The following is a 19,941-nucleotide window of genomic DNA, read 5'->3' on the forward strand; positions in this document are numbered from 1 at the left end:
TCCGTCCTGTCTCCTGCTTCTTCAACCGTCGGGATCTTGTCTTGCCGGCTCACCTGGCCTCAAAATACCTTGTCGGCGCGCAGCAGGGCGCCCAGCAGCACATTGGCACCGGCCTCGGCCTCGGCTTCGGTAATGCTTTCGGCTTCGTTATGGCTCAGCCCGTCACGACAGGGGACGAAAATCATGGCGGTCGGGGTCATGTGTGCCATATAGGCAGCATCATGGCCGGGTCCGGAAACAATTTCCATCGCGTCAAATCCGGCATCACGCGCAGCATCAGACACCATGTCGATGCAGCGCCGGTCGAACGGTACAGCAGGGGCATCCCAGATCTGGCGCAGGGCAAGTTCCACCCCGGCCTGCTCGGCAAGATTGGTGAGAGCCTGCTTCATTTCCTGCTCCATCACGGCAAGCGTCGCATCCTCCGGATGGCGCAGATCAATGGTGAAGAAGGTTTCTCCCGGCACGACGTTATGGCTGTTCGGCCGGTTCTCGATCAGGCCGACAGTCCCAAGACCCTTGGGTGCATGAGCCGTGGCCACATCCGATACGGCACTGATCATGCGTGCAGCCGCCAGTAGCGTGTCGGCGCGCATGGTCATGGGGGTCGAGCCCGCATGGGCATCGCGGCCTGTCACCGTGACCTCATACCAGCGCATCCCCTGCACGCCGGTTACAGCGCCGATAACACGATTTTCGACCTCGAGGATCGGCCCCTGCTCGATATGGAGCTCGAAATAGGCGGCGACCGGGTGATCGCCGCATTGCTGCGTGCCACGGTAACCAATCGCTTCCAGTGCGTCGCCAAAACGTTCGCCGGTACGGTCACGCTTGTCGAGAATTTCCTCTTCCGTGAACACGCCCGCAAACGCGCCCGAGCACATCATGGGGGGAGAAAACCGCGAACCTTCTTCATTGGTCCAGTTGATAAGCTCGACGGGGTGACGCAACACATGCCCGGCCTCGCGCAATGCACGCAGCACGGCCAGACCGCCCAGCACACCCAGAATTCCGTCGAACTTGCCGCCTGTGGGCTGGGTGTCGAGATGGCTCCCCATGGTCAGGGGCGGCAGACTGCTATCCTGCCCCTCAAGACGGGCGAACATGTTGCCCAGTCGATCCACCGTGACCGTGCAGCCGAGCGCCGTGCAGGTGGCGGCAAACCAGTCACGCACCTGACGATCCTCTTCCGTCAGGGTCAGGCGCTTGATTCCCCCCTTGGCGGTCCCGCCAAAACGCGCAGTTTCCATGAGATCGGCCCAGAGGGCGCGGCCATCGATACGGATATTGCTCATGCGGCGGGAGATCCTTTCAGGCGGAGAAACGATGCGGATTGGAGGGATGGTCAAGCCAAGTCATCTCGCCGTCAACAGGCTGCGGTGTCATGGTGATGCAATCATCCACCGGGCAGACATGGGCGCAGAGATTGCAGCCCACACATTCGTCCTCGATCACGCTGTATTCGCGACGGTTCGGCCCGGTGCTTTTGGCGATGGCCTGATGCGAGGTGTCCTCACAGGCGATATGGCACAGGCCGCACCCCACGCAGCTTTCCTGATCGATCTGCGCGATGGTGCGGAACTTCATGTTGAGCTGGTTCCAGGGCACGAAGCGCGACACGGCCCGCCCGCTCAGATCGGGCAGGGTCGCGTAATCCTTGCTGTCCATCCAGTTCGAGAGCCCGTCGATCATGTCCTCGACGATACGGAACCCATAATGCATGGCCGCCGTGCAAACCTGTAGCGCGCTCGACCCCATGGCGAGGAATTCGGCGGAGTCCCGCCAGTTGCTGATGCCCCCCATGCCCGAAATGGGTATTCCCGCCATTTCGGGATCGCGGGCAATCTCGCCGATCATGCGCAGGGCGATGGGCTTGACCGCCGGGCCGCAATAGCCGCCATGCGTGCCCTTGCCTCCTACGACCGGCATGGGGGCCATGGCGTCAAGATCGACCCCGATGACCGACTGGATGGTGTTGATGAGCGACACCGCATCGGCCCCGCCACGACGGGCAGCGCGTGCGGGCATGAGGATATTGGTGACATTGGGGGTCAGTTTGACGATGACCGGCATGCGCGTGTTCTGCTTGCACCAGCGCGTGACCATCTCGACATATTCAGGCACCTGCCCGACGGCAGAGCCCATATTGCGCTCTGACATGCCATGCGGACAGCCGAAATTCAGCTCGATTCCGTCTGCCCCCGTCTCCTCGATAAGCGGCAGAATGGCCTTCCAGCGATGCTCCTCGCATGGCACCATGAGGCTGACGATGAGCGCCCGGTCCGGGAAATCACGCTTTACGCGCTTGATCTCGGCAATATTGGTCGCCAGCGGCCTGTCGGAAATCAGCTCGATATTATTGAGCCCCATCAGACGCTTGCCTTCGAACTGAAGGGCGCCGTAACGCGAACTGAGATTGACCACAGGCGGGTCTTCTCCCAGCGTTTTCCAGACCACGCCGCCCCATCCAGCCTCATAGGCGCGACGGACATTATATTCCTTGTCGGTGGGCGGGGCCGAGGCCAGCCAGAACGGGTTGGGTGAGGTGATGCCGGCGAAACTGGTGCGCAGATCGGCCATGATCAGAGAGCTCCTGTGCCGGAGAGGGAAAGATCGTCAGGGGTCAGGTCGCTGTGAATGGCCTGTGCCGCCTCGCGCCCGTCGCGTACGGCAGCTACGGTGAGATCCTCACCTGCCGTGCAGTCGCCGCCAGCATAGACGCCAGCCAGTGTGGTGCGGCCTTTTTCGTCCACCACCAGGCGGCCATTCTCGATCAGGATCTGATCCTGCGCAACCGGGTCAGGGACAAAAACCTGTCCGATGGCCTTGAGCACCATATCCGCGGCAATCGTGAAATCGACAGGGGGCGTGGCAAGGCCTGTCGACGCCTCTGCGGCTGTGTCAGTGCGTCTGAATGTCACGCCGGTGAGGGCGCCATTGTCGAATTCCAGCCGGGTTGGTGCGGCCCAGAGCCGGAGCGTGACCCCGTTGGTCTGCGCCCACTCGCGCTCGACCTCGGTGGCCGACATGGTGGGCTCACCCCGACGATAAACCAGCGTGACTTCTTCGGCACCAAGGCGTTTCGCCTGCACGGCGGCGTCGATGGCCGTGTTGCCTCCACCAATTACGACGACACGACGTCCGACCTGCACCGAGGCCAGCGGGTGGGAACGCAAATGTTCGATGAATGCCACGGCATCCCTGACGCCAGGCATGGTTTCGCCGGGGAGGCCAAGGGCCCGCACGCCGGACAGGCCGATCGCCAGAAAGACGGCATCGTAATCCTGTCGCAACGTGGCGAGATGGATCGTTTCGCCCAGAATGGCCCGTCCCTGATAATGGATACCGCCTATCGCCATCAGGAAATCAATTTCTTTCCGGGCGAAATCATCAGCCAGCTTGTAGGCGGCAACACCATATTCATTCAGGCCGCCGGCCTTTTCGTGCCGATCGAACAGCGTTACCTCATGACCGTGCATGGCGAGACGATGAGCACAGGCGAGACCCGCAGGACCGGCGCCCACGATGGCGATATGTCGCCCCGTCGGGGTAGCGCGTGTGAAAGGGTGGGTGTTCTGGGCCATCTGCCAGTCTGTGGCGTAGCGCTGCAGGGCGCCGATGCGCACAGGTTTATGGGTTTCGATGGCGGTGTGCACACATTTCTGTTCACACAGGATTTCGGTCGGGCAGACGCGGGCGCAGGACCCACCGAGGATGTTTGATTGCAGGATGGTCCTGGCCGCACCGGCCGTGTTCCGCGAGGCAATGGCCTTGATGAAACGCGGAATGTCGATATCGGTCGGACAGGCCTCGATACAGGGCGCGTCATAACAATAGAAACATCGATCGGCTTCCAGCGCTGCCTGTTCGGGGGTCAGTCCAGGATGGGCATCCGCGAAATTTCGCGCCAGAATTTCTTGGGGCAGGCGACCACAGGCAATATCAGGGCGCATGGGAGAATCCGGTTCTGTTTGTTCCGTAAAACGAACGTTACGGTCGGGATGATGCGCACTGCAAGTAAAATTTGACCATATGTTCAGATATTATGTATCCCGATGTTTCGCATGATGTTGACGCGTCGGGCTGAAAATTTATTGGAGACACTGGCGAATTATCCCCGCTTGTCCGCCTGCTCCGATTTCGAGACAGGTTGTCTATTGGCCAGAGGGTATGTCGGAAACTCCTGGCATCCATGTGATATTGCTATGGTCACAAAACAGAGCCTGCGTGCATCGCATGCGGATGAGGGCGGGAAACTTTCCTGTTCGGCATGGCCTTCCGGTGGAGGAACATGATGCCGGGTTCTGATCAGGCTGAATCAGGCCTGGATGCAAACAGGTACGGGGTGGGGACAGACAATGAGAATGATCGGGCTTCTGGGCGGTATGAGCTGGGAGAGCTCGGCCATGTATTATCGTCTGCTCAATGAAGGTGTGCGTGACAGGCTCGGTCCAGCCTCGTCTGCACGCTGTCTTTTGTGGTCATTCGACTTCGCCGAGATCAAGGATCTCCAGCATCGCGGCGCATGGGATGTCCTGACCAAGCGCCTGATTGAGGCCGCGCGCCATCTGGAGAAGGCGGGAGCGGACGATCTGGTGATCTGTACGAACACCATGCACTGCGTGGCAGATGCGGTGCAGGCGCAACTGTCAATTCCCATCCTGCATATCGCTGACGCCACCGGCGAACAGATCCGGCAAAGCGGCTTTCGCCGCGTCGGGCTGTTGGGCACGCGCTTCACCATGGAGCAGGATTTCTACAGGAAGCGACTGACCGGGCGTTATGGTCTGGAGGTGATCATTCCCGACGAACGGGACCGCATGGACGTGCATCGTATCATCTATGAAGAGCTCGTGGCCGGGCAGATCAACCCGTCATCCCGCGCGCTTTATCGCGCCATCATGGCCCGCCTTGTCGCTTCGGGTGCTGAGGCGATCATTCTGGGATGCACGGAAATCATGCTGCTTGTCGGGGCTGAGGATTGCACGGTGCCGCTTTTCGATACGACAGCCCTGCATGTTCAGGCCACCCTCGAAAAGGCATTGGCCGACTGACAGGATGTCCGGAAATGTATGGAAAATGGTTGTCCCCTGAGGGGGGAGGCTGAGCGCGTCGTTAACGCACCATCACAGCGATTAAGGGCTATCGCCGGGCAGGCTGGTGGTCTGCCGTGGTCTTTGGCGTAGCGAACGTCATTGTGAAGCAAGCTGTCACAATATGTTGCGAAAAAGCAACGACGGTCAGTATTCGTCGTTATCGTTGCGTTATAGATACCAAACCGGAAAAATTTCCTTACGGTATGTTTCGTTATTTTTACGAAACATATTCACGGGGAGTCTCACGATGGTGCGCCGGGTAACATTGCCTTATCGTCACAGGGGCCTGCGGCAGAGCACATTGATGGTTGCCCTGTTCTGCACAGTGTTTGCTGCGCCGGCAGAGGGCCTTGCCCAGACCATCGCTCAGGGGGCGGGAACCGCGCACAAGAAGACCACCGCGCGTCGGTCATCCCACGCGACGAAAAAACCCGCTCATGCAACGGCCAAGGCGACATCCTCGAAGGTGGGCGTGGCGGCAGGGAGCGTTGGTGGCAGCGCAGCGGTAACCGGTGCAGGCACGGCACCGCAAAACGGCGCGTCGAGTGCTGCCGCCCAGCCTGCCCTGCCTTTTTCAAGTGGCGTGGAAACGGCGGATTCCTCGCCGCAGAAAGAGACCATCATCGTCACCGGCACGCGCCTGTCGCAATCGCGCCTGACGAATGTCATGGCAGGATCGACCCTGGGTGGGGAACAGATCCGACGCCGGGGATATTACGATCTCGGTACGGCCCTGCTGCGTGAAAATCCGGCAATCAGCCAGGGTGGCAATTCCACCATCGGTAACCAGGGCAGCTTCGGGGCGGGTCAGTCCTTTATCGGCCTCCTCAATCTGGGCGCCCAGCGTACGCTGACCTTGATTGATGGCATGCGTATGGGCGGTGGCGCGACGGCCTCGATCTATGGTTCCGGTTCGGGCTCGCAGGTGGATGTGAGCACGATTCCGACCTCGCTCATCAAGGGTATTGATACGCGCCTCGGCGGCGCCGGCGCGGCCTATGGTGCCGACGCCGTGGCGGGCGTGATGAACTATACGCTCGATGACCACTTCACCGGTGTCGATTTCAATGCCCAGGGTAACTGGTCGCAAAAGCTCGATGCACCGGGTGAGAAACTGACCTTCAAGGCTGGCCGCAATTTCGACCATGACAAGGGCGGCATGGTCTTTGATGTGGAATACCGCAACCAGGGCGGTATGGTCGCCAATGACCGGCCTGATGTGTTCGGGCGTGACGCGGTGCTTTATCATCGCGTGCCACTGGGGCAGAGTTCGCCCTATACCTATGTTCTGGGCGCTGGCTCACGGTTCATCCAGAACTCTGTGACCGGTATTCCCATGATCACCGGTGATTACGGCAATCTGCCGGTCTATGCGGGGTCTGCTGGCGCCGCGCTGGCCGGTCAGGCCAATAACGCCGTGGCCAATGCCGCCAATATGCCGCTCATGTTCAGCCAGAATGGCCAGTCGCTCATTCCGCTTCAGGCAAATGCCTATCTCAAGGGAGACACCACGCACGGCATCGGCGGGAACGGTATCGCCCTGCAGGACTACAATCAGCTGATCGCCCCCAATGACAAGCTGAACCTGACGTTGCTCGGGCATTACGACATTACCCGGCACATTCATGCCACATGGCAGGGCTGGTATGCCCGTGGCAGCGCCGAGAGTCAGGTGGGTCAGGGCACATGGAGCACGACCCAGTTCGACAATCCCCTGACGCTCAATACGGCTGGCCCGATGAGCAGCAGCTACTATACCAACGATGTCGTCAATGGTGCCTATGCGCTAAGCACGAGCAATCCTTATCTGACCAGCGCCGAGCAGCAGACGATCAGGAATGCCCTCGCTGCCAATGGCCAGCCGACAGACACCTTCTATCTGAACCGTCTGAACCAGGACCTCGACGCCGGTCTGTATCGCACGAAGGTGCAGATGTATCGCTTCCAGGGCGGGCTTGCCGGTGATTTCAATGCAGTGGGGCGCAAGTTCGACTGGAAAGTGCGTGGTGAATACACGCGCTACATGAACGATACCTGGACGCCCTCCATCGTCATTCCCAACCTCGTCAATGCCCTCAACGCCGTGCGTGATTCCAGCGGCAATATCGTGTGCGCTTCGGGCTATCAGAATGCGCCCATCGCCACGCGCAGTTCTACCTGCGAGCCGCTCAATCCTTTCGGCTACAACCAGATGACACCGGGTGCACGTGACTATGTCATTTCAGATGCCCATTCACGCAACAACAACACACAGCGCGATATCCAGGCCGAACTGAGTTCAACGGTGTTCCGCCTGCCCGCGGGCGATATCCGGTGGGATCTGGGCTATGAGCATCGCCGCGAAGGGTATCATTTCGATCCGGGCGCGTTCTTCCGTGGCTGGCCGCAGGGTGATGGCACATATCAGCAATACGGTAACAGCACGGCTATTCCGCCCACAGGTGGCGCGTATCATACGCATGAAGCCTTTGGCGAGCTGGACGTGCCTTTCGTCTCACCGACCATGAACGTGCCAGGTATCTACAACCTGTCAGCCACAGCCAATGGTCGCTTCATCAATAACAGCATGACCGGCAATTACTGGACCTACATGTTCGGCGGTGCCTGGTGGCCGACCGAGGATTTCGGCCTGAGCGGCAACTACGCGCAGTCAGTGCGTAATCCCTCCGTGACGGAACTGTTTTCGCCCCGCTCCACCGATTACGAAACAGGCGTTGATCCGTGCTCGGACGCAGGTGTTGGTTCCGGCCCCAACCCGGCCATTCGTGCAGCAAACTGCGCCAAGGCAGGTATCAAACAGCCCTTCACGTCCAACTTCAATTTCTACACCATTCCGGGCAGCGCAGGCGGCAACAGCAACCTCAAGAACGAAACCTCAAAGAGCTATACGGGCAGCCTCGAATTCCGGCCGCATTTCGTGCGTGGCCTCGACATGAAGGCGTCTTTTGTGGACGTGAAGGTGAAAAACGCCATCACCTCACTGGGCGCGCAGGATCTGATGAACGCCTGCTATGACTCGTCCAGCTATCCGTCCAATGCCTTCTGCAACACCTTCACACGTGATTCCTCCGGTCAGCTTTCGACCTTCAGCGCAGGCTATTACAACATTGCCAGCTATGAGACGCAGGCTTTGCAGGCAACCTTCGACTACTACGCTCCCCTGTCGCGTTTCGGGCTGGGCGACGGTGCCGGTGAAATCGATCTGAGCGGCAATTACGTTCACTATCTCAAGAGCCAGAACACCTATCTGGGCAGCACCTATTTCCTCTCGGGAACGACAGACGCACCCAATGACAACTTCACGCTCAACCTGAACTACATGCGCGGTCCGTTCTCGGCCCAGTGGCAGACGCTCTGGTATGGGCCGACCCAGTACGCGGTGCAGGTACCGGCCACGCGTTATCAGGATAATAAGCGTCCTTCATTCGCCTACTTCAATCTCTCCCTGGCGTATGAAATCACCAAGAATCTCGCGGCTAATTTCGTCATCAACAACATCACCGATGCCCTGCCCAAGGACCCGGGCATCTATGATACCAACCGTTATTACGAGGCCTTCATCGGGCGCAGCTTCCAGCTCAATATCGGCGTGCATTTCTGATGCAACCGCACCCCTCTGCAAAAGCAGAGGGGTTTTTCAACGCGCCTTTCCCGATGGTCCTGAAAGTAGCGCGGCACAGGGAAAACCTTTTGCCTTGCGGGAGCGTTGCCTGTTACGGCCTCATTTTCAGGATCATCTGTCTCTTGCGCCCATTCATTTTCGGTACGCTTTTCGTCGTTGTCATTCTTAACTGGCTCTGGCCGCTTCCTCTGGCACTTCCCGTCAAACTGGCTGCGATCATCCTGATCGTTGGAGCGGCGCTCTTTCACCAATGGAGCCGTCTTTCTTCCGGCTCTGTCTTTGCGCCGGAAATGCCGCGCCCTGTGGTCATCCTGTTCAACTGGGCGTTCGGCGCCCTGATGTTCGTGACCGTCGGGCAAATCATGGTCGATATTGTCGCGGCTCTGGTGGCATTGGTGCAGTGGCATGGCATTGTGATCGGCACGACCCCGCGCCTCGCGATCGGTGGGCTTGCTGCCTTGCTGTCGGCGCTGGGCGTGTGGAATGCCGTGCGCGTACCGCCGGTCAGGCATGAGACAGTCAGCATTGCGGGGCTCGACCCTGCTTTTGATGGCTATCGTATTGCCCAGCTGACCGATCTGCACATCACCCGCGTTTTCCCGCGTCGCTGGGCCGAGGAGGTGGTGTCACGCACCAATGCCATCGGGGCAGACCTGATCGTCGTGACCGGGGATTTTATCGATGGATCGGTGGCCATGCGTCGCGACGACGTTGCCCCGCTTGCGCAGCTCACGGCCCCTGACGGGCTGATGGCCTGTCCGGGCAACCATGAGTATTTTTTCGATTATCGCGAGTGGATGCAGCATATCGGCGCGCTCGGGTTTCACATGCTGCTCAACACGCATCGGCTCATCACTCGCGACGGGGCGTCGCTGGTGGTTGCGGGTGTGACAGATCACTCCGCAGCCGGTCATGGTGAGGCCAGGCCCGATCTGGCGGCGGCGCTGGCAGGACGTCCTGAAGGAGCGCCTGTCATTCTGCTCGATCATCAACCCGGTGGCGCGCGTGAGGCCGCGGCTCAGGGCGTGGCGCTCCAGCTTTCGGGTCATACGCATGGCGGGATGATCTATGGTCTCGACCGTATGGTGGCGCGTGGCAATAACGGTTTTGTTTCCCGCCGCTACGAAGTTGGTGCCATGACACTTTACGTGAGCAACGGTACCGGCATCTGGCCCGGCTTCGCACTTCGCCTCGGCAGACCCTCCGAAATTACCTGCTTTCACCTCAAATCCGCCTGACCGCTGGCGCGAAAAGGGCAGGGCGCGTCGCAGTCTGGCAGGCTATGGCCCTGCTGTAGGCACGGCCGCATGAAGCTGCTACGTCCCTCAGGAATAAAGGCGGTTGTGATGACCGCGCGGCCGGTCAGGCTGCGGGCCGGGATATCGTGCCTCGGCGATGAAGCAGCGACATGCCGGCAATAGACAGGGGAAGAGGATGGGCCGTTATTGCGTTACGGTAACGTGCGAGGCACGTCGTGGAATTGTGGCGGTAATCTCGGGGTATCTCGCGGGAAAAGACTGCAATATCCGCGATAGCTCACAGTTCGACGATATCGAATCGAACCGGTTTTTCATGCGGACCAGTTTTCTGGCTGAGGCAAATACGAGCCTTGAGGAATTGCAGCGCGATTTCGCCCCGATCGCCGCGCAATACGGCATGATCGCCACCTTCCATGACGAGAATGAGCGGCTGAATGTCGTGATCATGGTGTCACGGTTCGGCCATTGCCTGAACGATCTGCTCTATCGCACCCGTATCGGGGCCCTGCCGATCAATATCGTTGCGGTGATTTCCAATCATCTGGATTTTCAGAAGCTGGTGGTCAACCACGACATACCCTTCCACTACATCCGGGTGACGAAGGAAAACAAACCCGAGGCCGAAGCGCAGCAGCTTGCCATCATTCGCGACAGCGGGGCGCAGCTTGTGGTGCTGGCGCGCTATATGCAGGTTCTGTCCGATGAGATGTGTCAGGCCCTGTCAGGGCGCACGATTAACATCCATCACTCCTTCCTGCCCAGTTTCAAGGGCGCTCATCCCTACCATCAGGCTCATGCGCGTGGCGTCAAGCTGATCGGTGCGACCGCGCATTATGTCACGGCGGAACTCGATGAGGGGCCGATCATCGAGCAGGACATCATTCGCGTATCGCACAACCAGTCACCCGAAGACTACGTCACGCTGGGGCGTGATGTGGAAAGTCAGGTTCTGGCACGCGCAATTCATGCCCATGCCCACAGGCGTGTGTTTCTCAATGGCCGCAGCACGGTGGTCTTTCCCGCAAGCCCGGGATCCTTTGCCTCGTCACGTAACGGCTGAACCAGACAGCGCCCCTGTTGCACGGGATCGCTGTCAGAGGCGATCACCGGGCGATGGTCATGGCGCTTTTGCGATCCATCACCCTTTGCCAATGCGCTGGCCAATCCAGTCCATGGTGCGCCCGAGATTACCGAATGGGTAGAAATGCAGGCTTGCCGCGCCATGCGCGTCGGCCAGTTGCTCTTCAAGCTGCGTGATCAGCTGATCTGGTCCGGTGCTTCCCAGTAACTTGCCAAGCGATATGCCATATCGGGAAAGCACGGAAGCAGAGGCGCCTACCCCGCAGCGTGCGGCAAAACGCAGCAGGGAGGCGATCGACGCGGGTCCCGGAACGCCTATTCTGACGTGGCATGTGATCCCAAGCTCACTCAGGCGCATCAGCCACGTCGTGATGGCTTGAGCATCAAAGCCGAATTGCGTGACGATTTCTGGCGTCATGCCCCGTGCCTCGATATCGCGGCATTTATGCTCCAACACCGTCCAGCCCTGTTCAGGCGTCATGAGGGGATGGCCTTCCGGATATCCCCCAATACCGACAACCCTGATCCCAGCCTCCTCGAACAGGCCGGTTGCCAGCAGGGCAGCGCTGTCGGCAAAAGGGCCTGCAGGCTCGGACGGGTCCCCTGCGACAATGAAGCATCGCTCAATCCCGGCCTCGGCCACCATCTGTGCCAGCAGGGTCTCGCAGGCCGCTTTCGAGGGAAGGCGTCGGGCAGAGAAATGCGGCACAGGAAGCAGGCCAAGAGTCCTGATGATGCGGATGGCCTCCAGACGCGCTGCTTGCGTGTCATTGGCCAGATGGGGGATCATGACAGGCCTGACTGGCCCCAGTGACAATGCTCCCGATGACATCATGCCTTTCAGGGATGGCAGATCCCTGGTCGTGACTTCGAGCGAGAAGCGCCAGAGCCGATCCGGGTCGTGTGCCCCATCCGTTTTCCCGGCTGATTGCACCGCCATCGCATCCCCCCTGCCCGTTATGGGGATCATGCCCTGTGTCGTCGTTCAGGGTTGCATGAATCTGGAGAGGCGATGGATTTGAATTGCCCGGCATGATGCAGGAGCGGGCGTGCGGCTTTGTCATGGGTCATGCTGCATACCTGACCGATCAGTATGACATGATCTCCCGCCGTTGCCTGCTGCACGAGATCCGTTGTGAAGACCGCCCCTGCGCCCTTCAGAACCGGCAAGCCGTCGTGCGGCTCGAACAGAGCCTGCAATGCGTCGTTGCGTCGTCCCGCAAAGTGCATGGCGTGGGCCTCCATATCCTGCGCGAGGACACTGACGGCAAACCGGCCAGCATGGCGGACCCGTGCCAGAAGCGTGGAACGCGTACCAACACAGACACCAATCAGGGGTGGGTCGAGCGAGACCGACATGAAAGCGCTGACCGTCATGCCGTGATCGCCCTCCTCTGTGCGGGTCGTCACAACCGTGACGCCGGTCGCGAACTGCCCACAGCAGGCGCGCAGGGCTTTCGGATCAAGGCTGGCTTGGGCTTTGATGTCTGTACTAGGCTTCAGGGGGGCCTTTGTCATGATTTCTGCCGAATCTTCGCTAAATGAGCGCGGCAAATGCGGCCCTGCCGCCATTGGGGCCGAACCCTGAAAAACAGGCCGGTCAGCTTTTGCAGCCAACCGGCATCGTCTCGCTCATGATCGAGAGGGTGGAGTCAGGCGCAGGTCAGCTCGCGACGGATGATCTCGGCACCGGCGGCGAGAGCCTGAAGTTTGCCTCTGGCCACGTTGCGTGAAAGCGGCGCCATGCCGCAATTCGTGCAGGGGCAGAGATTTTCGGCATCAACAAACTGGAGCGCCTTGCGCAGGGTATCTGCAACTTCTTCCGGGGTTTCGATGCGGTTGCTTGCGACATCGATGGCTCCGACCATCACCTTCTTGCCACGCAGCAATTCGATCAGTTCCATCGGAACGTGGGAGTTCTGGCACTCAAGCGATACGAGATCGATGTTCGAGGCCCGCAGCTTCGGGAAGGTCCGCTCGTACTGGCGCCATTCATGGCCCAGCGTCTTTTTCCAGTCGGTATTGGCCTTGATGCCATAACCGTAGCAGATATGGACGGCGGTCTGGCATTTCAGCCCTTCGATGGCGCGCTCCAGCGTGGCAATGCCCCAGTCATTGACCTCGTCGAAAAACACGTTGAAGGCTGGCTCATCGAACTGGATGATATCCACACCAGCCTGCTCCAGCTCACGGGCTTCGGCATTGAGAATGGCGGCAAATTCCCAGGCCAGTTTCTCGCGGCTTTTGTAGTGCGCGTCATACAGCGTGTCGATCATGGTCATGGGGCCAGGCAGTGCCCATTTGATCGGCGCTTTGGTCTGCTGACGCAGGAATTTTGCATCCTCGACAAAAACCGGCTTCTCACGCGCGACCGCGCTCACGACCGTGGGCACGCTGGCTTCGTAGCGGTTGCGAATGGTAACGGTCTCGCGCTTCTCGAAATCGACACCGGCCAGATGCTCGATGAAGGTGGTGACGAAGTGCTGGCGTGTCTGCTCGCCGTCGCTGACGATATCGATGCCCGCCACCTGCTGCTCAAGCAGCGAGACGCGAAGCGCATCCTGTTTGGCCTCAACCAGAGCCTCGCCCTCCATTTTCCAGGGGGACCAGAGCTTTTCGGGCTCGGCAAGCCATGAAGGCTTTGGCAGGCTGCCAGCAGTCGCAGTGGGGAGAAGCTTCTTCATGAAATATGACTCTTCAGAGGGGGGGGGGGGCAGAGGGGTGGCCCAGAGGGGCGGCATAGTGATGCAGAATGAAGGGCTCAGGCGGCGTATCGGCTGGACCATTGCTCAAGCAGCGTCTTGTGCGGCGCAATGAAATGCTCGCCTGCAAATCGTCCCTGCTCGATGGCGAGGCGCGTGCGCTCCTCGCGGTCATAGACCACACGGGTGTTGGAGTAATCGTTCTGGCGCAGGCTGGGCCTGTAGCGTGAGGCGGCTGCCGAGTTCGCGTTATAGATTTCCGGGCGATAGATACGCTGGAATGTCTCCATCGTGCTGATCGTGCTGATCAGTTCGAGAGGCGTATAATCATTGAGCAGATCGCCAGAGAAATAGAAGGCGAGGGGCGCGACGCATCCGGGCGGCATGAAATAGCGCACCTGCATTCCCATCTCGCCAAAATAGCTTTCGGTCAGTGAGGTCTCGTTGGGTGTGTATTCCACACCTAGTACAGGATGCGCATTGGTGGTGCGGGTATAGATCTTGTTTTCAGAAACGCTCAGGCAGATCACGGGGGGCTTCGTGAAATGGGCGGTGTAGGCCTCCGAGGCGATAAAAGCCTTGAAGATCCTGCCATGCAGAACGCCGAAATCATCGGGAACGGAAAAACCGTCACGTCCGCGATTATGCTCGGGCAGGAGCACGCTGAAATCATAGTCGCGCACATAGGACGAGAAATTATTGCCTACGATGCCCTCGATGCGCTTGCCATTGGTCCGGTCGATGATCGTGGTCCTGAGAAGTTCGATGGCAGGAAAGCTCTCACCGGACCCGGTGATATCCATGTCGATGGAGACAATATCGAGTTCGAGCGCATAGCGATGACCCTCAGGGTTGTCCCATCGAGCGAGATCGTTGAAGCGGTGATCGATCATGCGCAGCGCCGCCCGCAGGTTTTCCTGACGGGATTCACCTCTCGCGAGATTGGCGAAATTGGTGGTCAGCCGCGTACCGGGAGCCGGCGCATAGTTTTCGTCAAACCGAAGGCTTTTGACCTTGAAGGTGAAATCACGGGTCATGATGGGCGGGTATCCTCAGCTGGAACCTGTTTTCCGCGCCACGTTGAGAGTGCCGCCGCGCGGTGCGAGCGAGGCCCGTTTATCTGGCGTGATCCATCATGAAGACAAATGATTATAATTCGTTATAACATGACAATCTGTCATGTTCTTCCTTGTCGTGTCAGAAAGACACGTGGGATGCTGTAGGTCCGGCGCCGTTGATCATCGGCGTCATGAGGCAATTTTGACGCTGGCTGCCAGTTTGATGAATCCCTCCAGATATGGGGGTGCCGTACCCGTGCGGTGGCCCAGATGGATGGATTTGAGAATTCCGTTACCAATCCTGACTCCTTTCACCCCTTTCACCTTGCGAAGCAGCCAGTCCGGTGTGGCGCTGACAGCCCGTCCGGATGCCACAAGGCGCAGCATCAGATCGGTGGTTTCCACTGTGCGGTGCCGCCGCGGCAGGGCATGGGCCGGGACGAGGAATTGCGTGTAGATATCGAGCCGCTCGCGCGAGACGGGATAGGTGATCAGCGTCTCGGTTGTGAGGTCAGAAGGCTCGATATGGTGTTTCTGCGCCAGAGGGTGCGTGTCGGACACGGCCAGTACGAGCTCGTAGTCGAAGACGGGCGTAAAGGTGAGCTCTGGGCGCGCAATCGGATCGGGCGTGACGAGAATATCGATTTCGTGGCCGAGCAGAGCCGTCAGTCCGCCAAACTGGAAGGCGGTCGTGACGTCAAGTTCGACATCAGGCCACGCAGCAAGAAAGGGATCGACCACCTGCATCAGCCAGTCCTGACAGGGGTGACATTCCATACCGATACGGATCGAGCCCCGTCGACCGCGCGCGTAATCTTCCAGCACACCGGCGCCATGCTCAAGCTGCGGCAGGACGCGCTGGGCGAGCCCGAGCAGATAGTCTCCGGCGAGGGTAAAGCGCAATTTGTGGCCTTCGCGCTCGAACAGCTTGACGCTGTATCGGTCCTCGAAACGGCGGATGGCATGACTGACGGCTGACTGGGTCAGGCATAATTGCTCTGCCGCCTGTGTCAGGCTGCCGGTGCGATGGATTTCACGCAAAATGGCTAGCGGCTGAATGTCGATCACGATCCATGAATATCCGTCAGGTTTCCCTCATCTGTGATGAATTTCAGGCAGGAATCAAGCAGGCGATCTGGCGTGATCACGATCCGGGAGCGCGAAGGGCGTCTCTCTGGCCCCGGCACGCCGCTCCGGTTTTTGCGCCCCGGTGACGCAGTCGGCCTCGTACGTTCGGCAGAGAAAAGGCGATTTCAGACGCAGTGAGCGCGGTGAGTGGTCAAAGGCAACCTGGCGCAGCCCTTATGGGATACGCCAGCAAGGTCACGATCTGCCGACTCACGCCGCCTGAGGGCTGAGATTGTCGATGTCACTCAGCAAGCTGGCCCCAACGGGCTGCCAGCCAAGGCGTTGCTGTGTCTTTTGACTTGAGGCCGTCATATCCTTGCTAACGAAGCCATATAACCAGCCGAAATGGGCCATTGCCTCATCCTCGCTCAGTCCGGTGACGGGCAAGCCGAGAGTTTGCCCGATCCTTTCGGCAATGGCGCGTACCGACACACCTTCTTCCGCCGTTGCGTGATAGCGTGCGCCGTGGGCCTGCTTTTCAAGCGCCAGACGATAGAGTGTGACGGTGGCCGAAACAGGGGCTGCCGACCAGCGATAATCGGTGTCCGCAATATAGGCGGAACGCCCTGTCTCGCGGGCGAGCTGGATCAGGAATGTCACGAGGCCCTGACGCGCCGTATCGTGAATTTGCGACAGACGCACCAGCGAGACATTCCGGTCGCGATCAATCATCCCCTGCGCGGCGATTTCCGAAATGACCCGTGGATTTTTGTGCTGGGCGTTAAAGACATCCTCATCCGCGCACGCGCCGGGATGAGTTTCGCCGAACAGCGTTGTGGAGGTGATTACGAAGGGGCGGTTCGAGTCTTCAAGCGCTTCACCGATGGCGTCGATAGCGCGTCGGTCTTTCTCGCAATTGGCAAGATAATGCGCGAAATCATGGTCGAACGCGGTATGGATAACGCCGTCGCTTCCTGCCGCTCCTGCGCGCAGGCTGGCGAGATCCTCCAGATCGCCGTGCAGCGCTTCTGCACCTGCGGCCTGGAGCCTTTGCGCGCCAGCCGTCGAGCGTGTCAGACCGAGCACCTGATGGCCAGCCCCAATGAGTTCCGCAACGAGTTTGGCGCCGATAAAACCGTTCGCCCCGGTCAGAAAAACGCGCATGATCCAGTTTCCTTGGTTGTCAGATCATGATCATGGCCGCCATACTCATCCTGTTACAGTAGTGACGTTATCATAGTATCAGCACTGACAGGCTTGCCGTGACATCACCCACCGCCCTTGGCGCCTATCTGCGAGACAGGCGTGATCGTCTCGATCCGGCGGCGTTCGGCTTTCCCGCCACAAGGCGACGCACGCCGGGGCTGCGCCGGGAGGAAGTCGCGCAACGCGCCAATATCAGCCCCACATGGTACACCTGGCTTGAGCAGGGGCGGGCGGGTTCGCCCTCGGCGGATGTGCTTGATCGTATTGCTAAGGGGATGCTGCTGACCGAAGCAGAGCGGGAGCATCTGTATATGCTGGCGCTTGGGCATCCGCCGGAACGGCGGTACAGGGCGGCCGAAGGCATCACGCCGCGCCTGCAACGTGTGCTTGATGCGCTCACCTGGAGCCCAGCCATTGTCAAGACACCCTTGTGGGATGTCGTTGCCTGGAACAGGGCTGCTGCCTGTGTGCTCACCGATTACAGCAAGCTGGCGCGGGAAGACCGGAATATCCTCAAGATCGTCTTTTGTACGCCCCGTATACGCGCGATGCAGACGGACTGGTCGAGCCTGGCCTATTCGGTAGTCGCGGCCTTTCGTGCCGATGTGGTGCGGGCTGGTGCTTCTGCCGAGATCGACAGGCTTGTCGCTGAACTGAGTGCTGCCAGCCCGGATTTCGCGGCGCTCTGGCAGCACAATGATGTGTTGCAGCAGGGTGAGGGAACCAAGCGCCTGCAACATCCTGCCGTGGGGATGATCGAACTCGAATATTCAGGGTTTGCTGTCGATGGACGGCCAGATCTGGGCCTGATCATCTATAATCCTGCTACGCCGGATGATCTGGAGCGTATCCAGCGCCTCATGGCACAAACAGCCCCGAGTGATGAGCCTTAGGTGGTTTGCTCCTTGTTTTGCGGCTCAAGGTCACTGATTGACCGCGAGTGTGCCGCAAAAACAAGAGGTCTGTCCTGAAACACTCTCGCTTCGATGAGAGCGGCTGTTTTCATTGTAGTCGATCTCTAAGGGTTCGGGGCTTGTTCAAGGGCGATCCGGAGAACGACTGAATCGCGCAGGTGCACCGGGTCAGGAACCCGGTTTCGACTTCGGGCATGTCGCCTTTATGGCTATGGCACCAATTCTTTTTATGAAATCAGTCCGGTAGCGCTATATAGCACTCCATCTCACACGCCCTGTTCTGTCTGAGAACCGAATATCGGCGGCATTTCGCCTGCCAGAGCGCTCATGTGTCTGCGCTCAGTTCGTCGAGCGTTTTGCGATCGTCGATATCGCTGACCTCCCACGCGGAGGTATTGATCAGTCTGGCCTGACGAAGCAAAGGTCGCGCGCCAACGTCCCCCCTCAAATCGAGAGCCTTCAGGACGGATACGGGGAAAATGGCAGGTGGCCCTCTGTAGGATGCTGCGGCTGTAGCGAATACCGATCCCGGCTCCTGCGCGCTGCCTTCCCGAAGGCGGGCAAGGTGAACTGTTGTGATGAAAGGCATATCGGCCAGACAAACAAGAACATGTTCTTCAGCTGCAAGGCCCTCTATGCCAAGGGCCAGAGAGGTACTCATCCCCTGCGTGGGGTTGAGGTTGATAAGACGTCTAAAGCCTGCCTGAAGATAGGCCTCATGCCATAGCCCAGCCTCTCTGGAGACAAACCGTTTTTCGCTCCAATCCAGGGCGGCTGTAGCACGCAGAACATGATGGGAAAGTAAGGAGCCTCGGAAGATGCTCGCCAGTTTGTCCTCCTCACCAAAGCGCAGGCTTAGCCCTGCGCCGAGAACGAGCAAGGCACATGATTGATTATTCACGACAGTAAACCTGCCCTGCGTGATTCGATCAGAGAAAACAATTCGGCCAATATGGAGACTGCCACTGAACGCGCCTCGCGCGAGGGGCCGAACAATCCAATAGGGCCACGAATTCGCTTGAGCGTCTCTTCATCGTAGCCTGCCGCGCGCAGTGCGTCGAGGCGCCGTTCCTGTGTGCGGCGGCTTCCCAGACAACCAATGAAAAACGCTCTGGTGCGGAGGGATGCGTGCAGGAGCGGGAGTTCTCGGTCGAGGTCATGAAGCAGCAGGACAAGTGCTGTTTCGCAATCATGCGCATGCACCATGATACGGGTCATATCCCCTTTCAGGATTACAAGCCCGGCGGCCCTGGCAAGCAAAGTCAGATAATGGCTCTCAAGACCCTCACCGAAAACGAGAATCTGTGGGTCAGGGCGAAAGGCAGTTGTGAAAGTGGAGCCGGACCAGCCGGTGGGTGTGTCGCCTGGTGTGGCAAGCAGCGTTTGAGCCGCCATGTCGTAATGCAGCCTGACAGGCTGACGTATAGCCCGTTGCGCCATGAAGCTGTTTAGAGCATCGAGGTTGCGCAAAACATGCAGATGTAGGCCGATCCCGCCCCGGCACGGTAGGATAATATCGAACCACGGTGACCCTTTCCCGTAGCGGCAGGTACGATCGCGCTTCTCTGCCATAGCCTTGCAGGCTTCACTGACAACACTGGCCTCGACACATCCACCAGATACCATGCCGACATAATGACCGTCATCGCGCATGGCCATGAGTGTGCCCAGGGGGCGTGAGGCGCCCTCAATGATATCTGTCAGAACGGCGAGAACACAGGTATGACCAGCCTTATGGCTGGCAATCAGGAATCCTATGACATCATCAGGATGATCGCTGGGCATGGCGCAGACCGCCCTGACAGAAATCGCCGTCGGTCTGGTCGGGTCTTGCATGGTTTCCTGTTTCGGTAGGGGCAGAGAAGAGAGACTAGCGCTGACTTTCTTCGCTGTCCGCCCTCATTGTGGAGATTTTTACACAGGAAATTGTAACCGA

The 19,941-nt window shown here is 59.2% G+C and carries 16 protein-coding genes; 5 read left to right on the forward strand and 11 right to left on the reverse strand.

The window, feature by feature from the left end:
* Positions 1–59: 59 nt before the first annotated feature.
* The 3 genes from ACWNRM_RS05795 to ACWNRM_RS05805 are packed head-to-tail and all read right to left on the reverse strand — an operon-like array spanning position 60 to position 3,953.
* Positions 60–1,295, reverse strand: coding sequence for a M20 family metallo-hydrolase (locus ACWNRM_RS05795; protein ID WP_485169992.1), 1,236 nt, complete (start codon positions 1,293–1,295; stop codon positions 60–62).
* Between the two features lie 16 nt (positions 1,296–1,311).
* Positions 1,312–2,580, reverse strand: coding sequence for an NAD-dependent dihydropyrimidine dehydrogenase subunit PreA (gene preA, locus ACWNRM_RS05800; RefSeq protein WP_485169991.1), 1,269 nt, complete (start codon positions 2,578–2,580; stop codon positions 1,312–1,314).
* A gap of 2 nt (positions 2,581–2,582) precedes the next feature.
* Positions 2,583–3,953: an NAD(P)-dependent oxidoreductase gene (locus ACWNRM_RS05805; protein ID WP_485169990.1), complete on the reverse strand. Its 1,371-nt coding sequence runs from the start codon at positions 3,951–3,953 to the stop codon at positions 2,583–2,585.
* Between the two features lie 405 nt (positions 3,954–4,358).
* Between ACWNRM_RS05805 and ACWNRM_RS05810 the strand changes: the two genes are divergently transcribed.
* From ACWNRM_RS05810 to purU, 4 genes are all read left to right on the forward strand, one after another.
* Positions 4,359–5,054, forward strand: a complete 696-nt coding sequence (locus tag ACWNRM_RS05810; protein ID WP_485172169.1) for an aspartate/glutamate racemase family protein — start codon at positions 4,359–4,361, stop codon at positions 5,052–5,054.
* A 289-nt stretch (positions 5,055–5,343) separates the two neighbouring features.
* On the forward strand, positions 5,344–8,697 hold the full coding sequence (locus tag ACWNRM_RS05815; RefSeq protein ID WP_485169988.1) for a TonB-dependent receptor domain-containing protein: 3,354 nt from the start codon (positions 5,344–5,346) through the stop codon (positions 8,695–8,697).
* A 143-nt stretch (positions 8,698–8,840) separates the two neighbouring features.
* Positions 8,841–9,956, forward strand: a complete 1,116-nt coding sequence (locus ACWNRM_RS05820) for a metallophosphoesterase (RefSeq protein ID WP_485169987.1) — start codon at positions 8,841–8,843, stop codon at positions 9,954–9,956.
* Between the two features lie 196 nt (positions 9,957–10,152).
* A complete protein-coding gene (purU, locus tag ACWNRM_RS05825) occupies positions 10,153–11,037 on the forward strand; it encodes a formyltetrahydrofolate deformylase (RefSeq protein WP_485169986.1) in 885 nt (294 codons plus the stop codon).
* A 78-nt stretch (positions 11,038–11,115) separates the two neighbouring features.
* Here the strand turns inward: purU and ACWNRM_RS05830 are convergent, their stop codons facing one another.
* The 6 genes from ACWNRM_RS05830 to ACWNRM_RS05855 all read right to left on the reverse strand — a co-directional run bounded on the left by ACWNRM_RS05830 (position 11,116) and on the right by ACWNRM_RS05855 (position 17,049).
* Entirely contained in the window at positions 11,116–11,997 is an 882-nt protein-coding gene (locus ACWNRM_RS05830) for a methylenetetrahydrofolate reductase (protein ID WP_485172170.1), read from the reverse strand.
* A gap of 26 nt (positions 11,998–12,023) precedes the next feature.
* Positions 12,024–12,575, reverse strand: a complete 552-nt coding sequence (locus ACWNRM_RS05835; protein ID WP_485169984.1) for a flavin reductase family protein — start codon at positions 12,573–12,575, stop codon at positions 12,024–12,026.
* A gap of 134 nt (positions 12,576–12,709) precedes the next feature.
* Complete coding sequence (locus tag ACWNRM_RS05840; protein WP_485169983.1) at positions 12,710–13,741, reverse strand: methionine synthase; 1,032 nt, start codon at positions 13,739–13,741, stop codon at positions 12,710–12,712.
* 77 nt (positions 13,742–13,818) lie between these two features.
* A complete protein-coding gene (locus tag ACWNRM_RS05845) occupies positions 13,819–14,796 on the reverse strand; it encodes a DUF1852 domain-containing protein (protein WP_485169982.1) in 978 nt (325 codons plus the stop codon).
* A 210-nt stretch (positions 14,797–15,006) separates the two neighbouring features.
* Complete coding sequence (locus ACWNRM_RS05850; RefSeq protein WP_485169981.1) at positions 15,007–15,885, reverse strand: LysR family transcriptional regulator; 879 nt, start codon at positions 15,883–15,885, stop codon at positions 15,007–15,009.
* Between the two features lie 270 nt (positions 15,886–16,155).
* On the reverse strand, positions 16,156–17,049 hold the full coding sequence (locus ACWNRM_RS05855; protein WP_485169980.1) for an SDR family oxidoreductase: 894 nt from the start codon (positions 17,047–17,049) through the stop codon (positions 16,156–16,158).
* Between the two features lie 98 nt (positions 17,050–17,147).
* Here ACWNRM_RS05855 and ACWNRM_RS05860 point away from each other — a divergent pair, with 98 nt between their 5' ends.
* Complete coding sequence (locus ACWNRM_RS05860; RefSeq protein ID WP_485169979.1) at positions 17,148–17,984, forward strand: helix-turn-helix transcriptional regulator; 837 nt, start codon at positions 17,148–17,150, stop codon at positions 17,982–17,984.
* A 346-nt stretch (positions 17,985–18,330) separates the two neighbouring features.
* Here the strand turns inward: ACWNRM_RS05860 and ACWNRM_RS05865 are convergent, their stop codons facing one another.
* Positions 18,331–18,906, reverse strand: coding sequence for an NTP transferase domain-containing protein (locus ACWNRM_RS05865; RefSeq protein WP_485169978.1), 576 nt, complete (start codon positions 18,904–18,906; stop codon positions 18,331–18,333).
* The gene (locus tag ACWNRM_RS05870) at positions 18,903–19,841 is read right to left on the reverse strand and encodes an XdhC family protein (protein WP_485172171.1); all 939 of its coding nucleotides are present in this window, start codon (positions 19,839–19,841) and stop codon (positions 18,903–18,905) included. Before ACWNRM_RS05870 ends, ACWNRM_RS05865 begins: the two co-directional genes overlap by 4 nt.
* Positions 19,842–19,941: the final 100 nt, after the last annotated feature.

The sequence above is a fragment of the Asaia sp. A2 genome (assembly GCF_057319415.1).

What these genes read in the sequence shown, in the direction of transcription:
- ACWNRM_RS05840 (WP_485169983.1), bottom strand. Translation starts at nt 13,741, where the DNA reads ATGAAGAAGCTTCTCCCCACTGCGACTGCTGGCAGCCTGCCAAAGCCT.
- ACWNRM_RS05815 (WP_485169988.1), top strand. Translation starts at nt 5,344, where the DNA reads ATGGTGCGCCGGGTAACATTGCCTTATCGTCACAGGGGCCTGCGGCAG.
- purU (WP_485169986.1), top strand. Translation starts at nt 10,153, where the DNA reads ATGGGCCGTTATTGCGTTACGGTAACGTGCGAGGCACGTCGTGGAATT.
- ACWNRM_RS05870 (WP_485172171.1), bottom strand. Translation starts at nt 19,841, where the DNA reads ATGCAAGACCCGACCAGACCGACGGCGATTTCTGTCAGGGCGGTCTGC.
- ACWNRM_RS05795 (WP_485169992.1), bottom strand. Translation starts at nt 1,295, where the DNA reads ATGAGCAATATCCGTATCGATGGCCGCGCCCTCTGGGCCGATCTCATG.
- ACWNRM_RS05855 (WP_485169980.1), bottom strand. Translation starts at nt 17,049, where the DNA reads ATGCGCGTTTTTCTGACCGGGGCGAACGGTTTTATCGGCGCCAAACTC.
- ACWNRM_RS05835 (WP_485169984.1), bottom strand. Translation starts at nt 12,575, where the DNA reads ATGACAAAGGCCCCCCTGAAGCCTAGTACAGACATCAAAGCCCAAGCC.
- preA (WP_485169991.1), bottom strand. Translation starts at nt 2,580, where the DNA reads ATGGCCGATCTGCGCACCAGTTTCGCCGGCATCACCTCACCCAACCCG.
- ACWNRM_RS05830 (WP_485172170.1), bottom strand. Translation starts at nt 11,997, where the DNA reads ATGGCGGTGCAATCAGCCGGGAAAACGGATGGGGCACACGACCCGGAT.
- ACWNRM_RS05810 (WP_485172169.1), top strand. Translation starts at nt 4,359, where the DNA reads ATGAGAATGATCGGGCTTCTGGGCGGTATGAGCTGGGAGAGCTCGGCC.
- ACWNRM_RS05805 (WP_485169990.1), bottom strand. Translation starts at nt 3,953, where the DNA reads ATGCGCCCTGATATTGCCTGTGGTCGCCTGCCCCAAGAAATTCTGGCG.
- ACWNRM_RS05845 (WP_485169982.1), bottom strand. Translation starts at nt 14,796, where the DNA reads ATGACCCGTGATTTCACCTTCAAGGTCAAAAGCCTTCGGTTTGACGAA.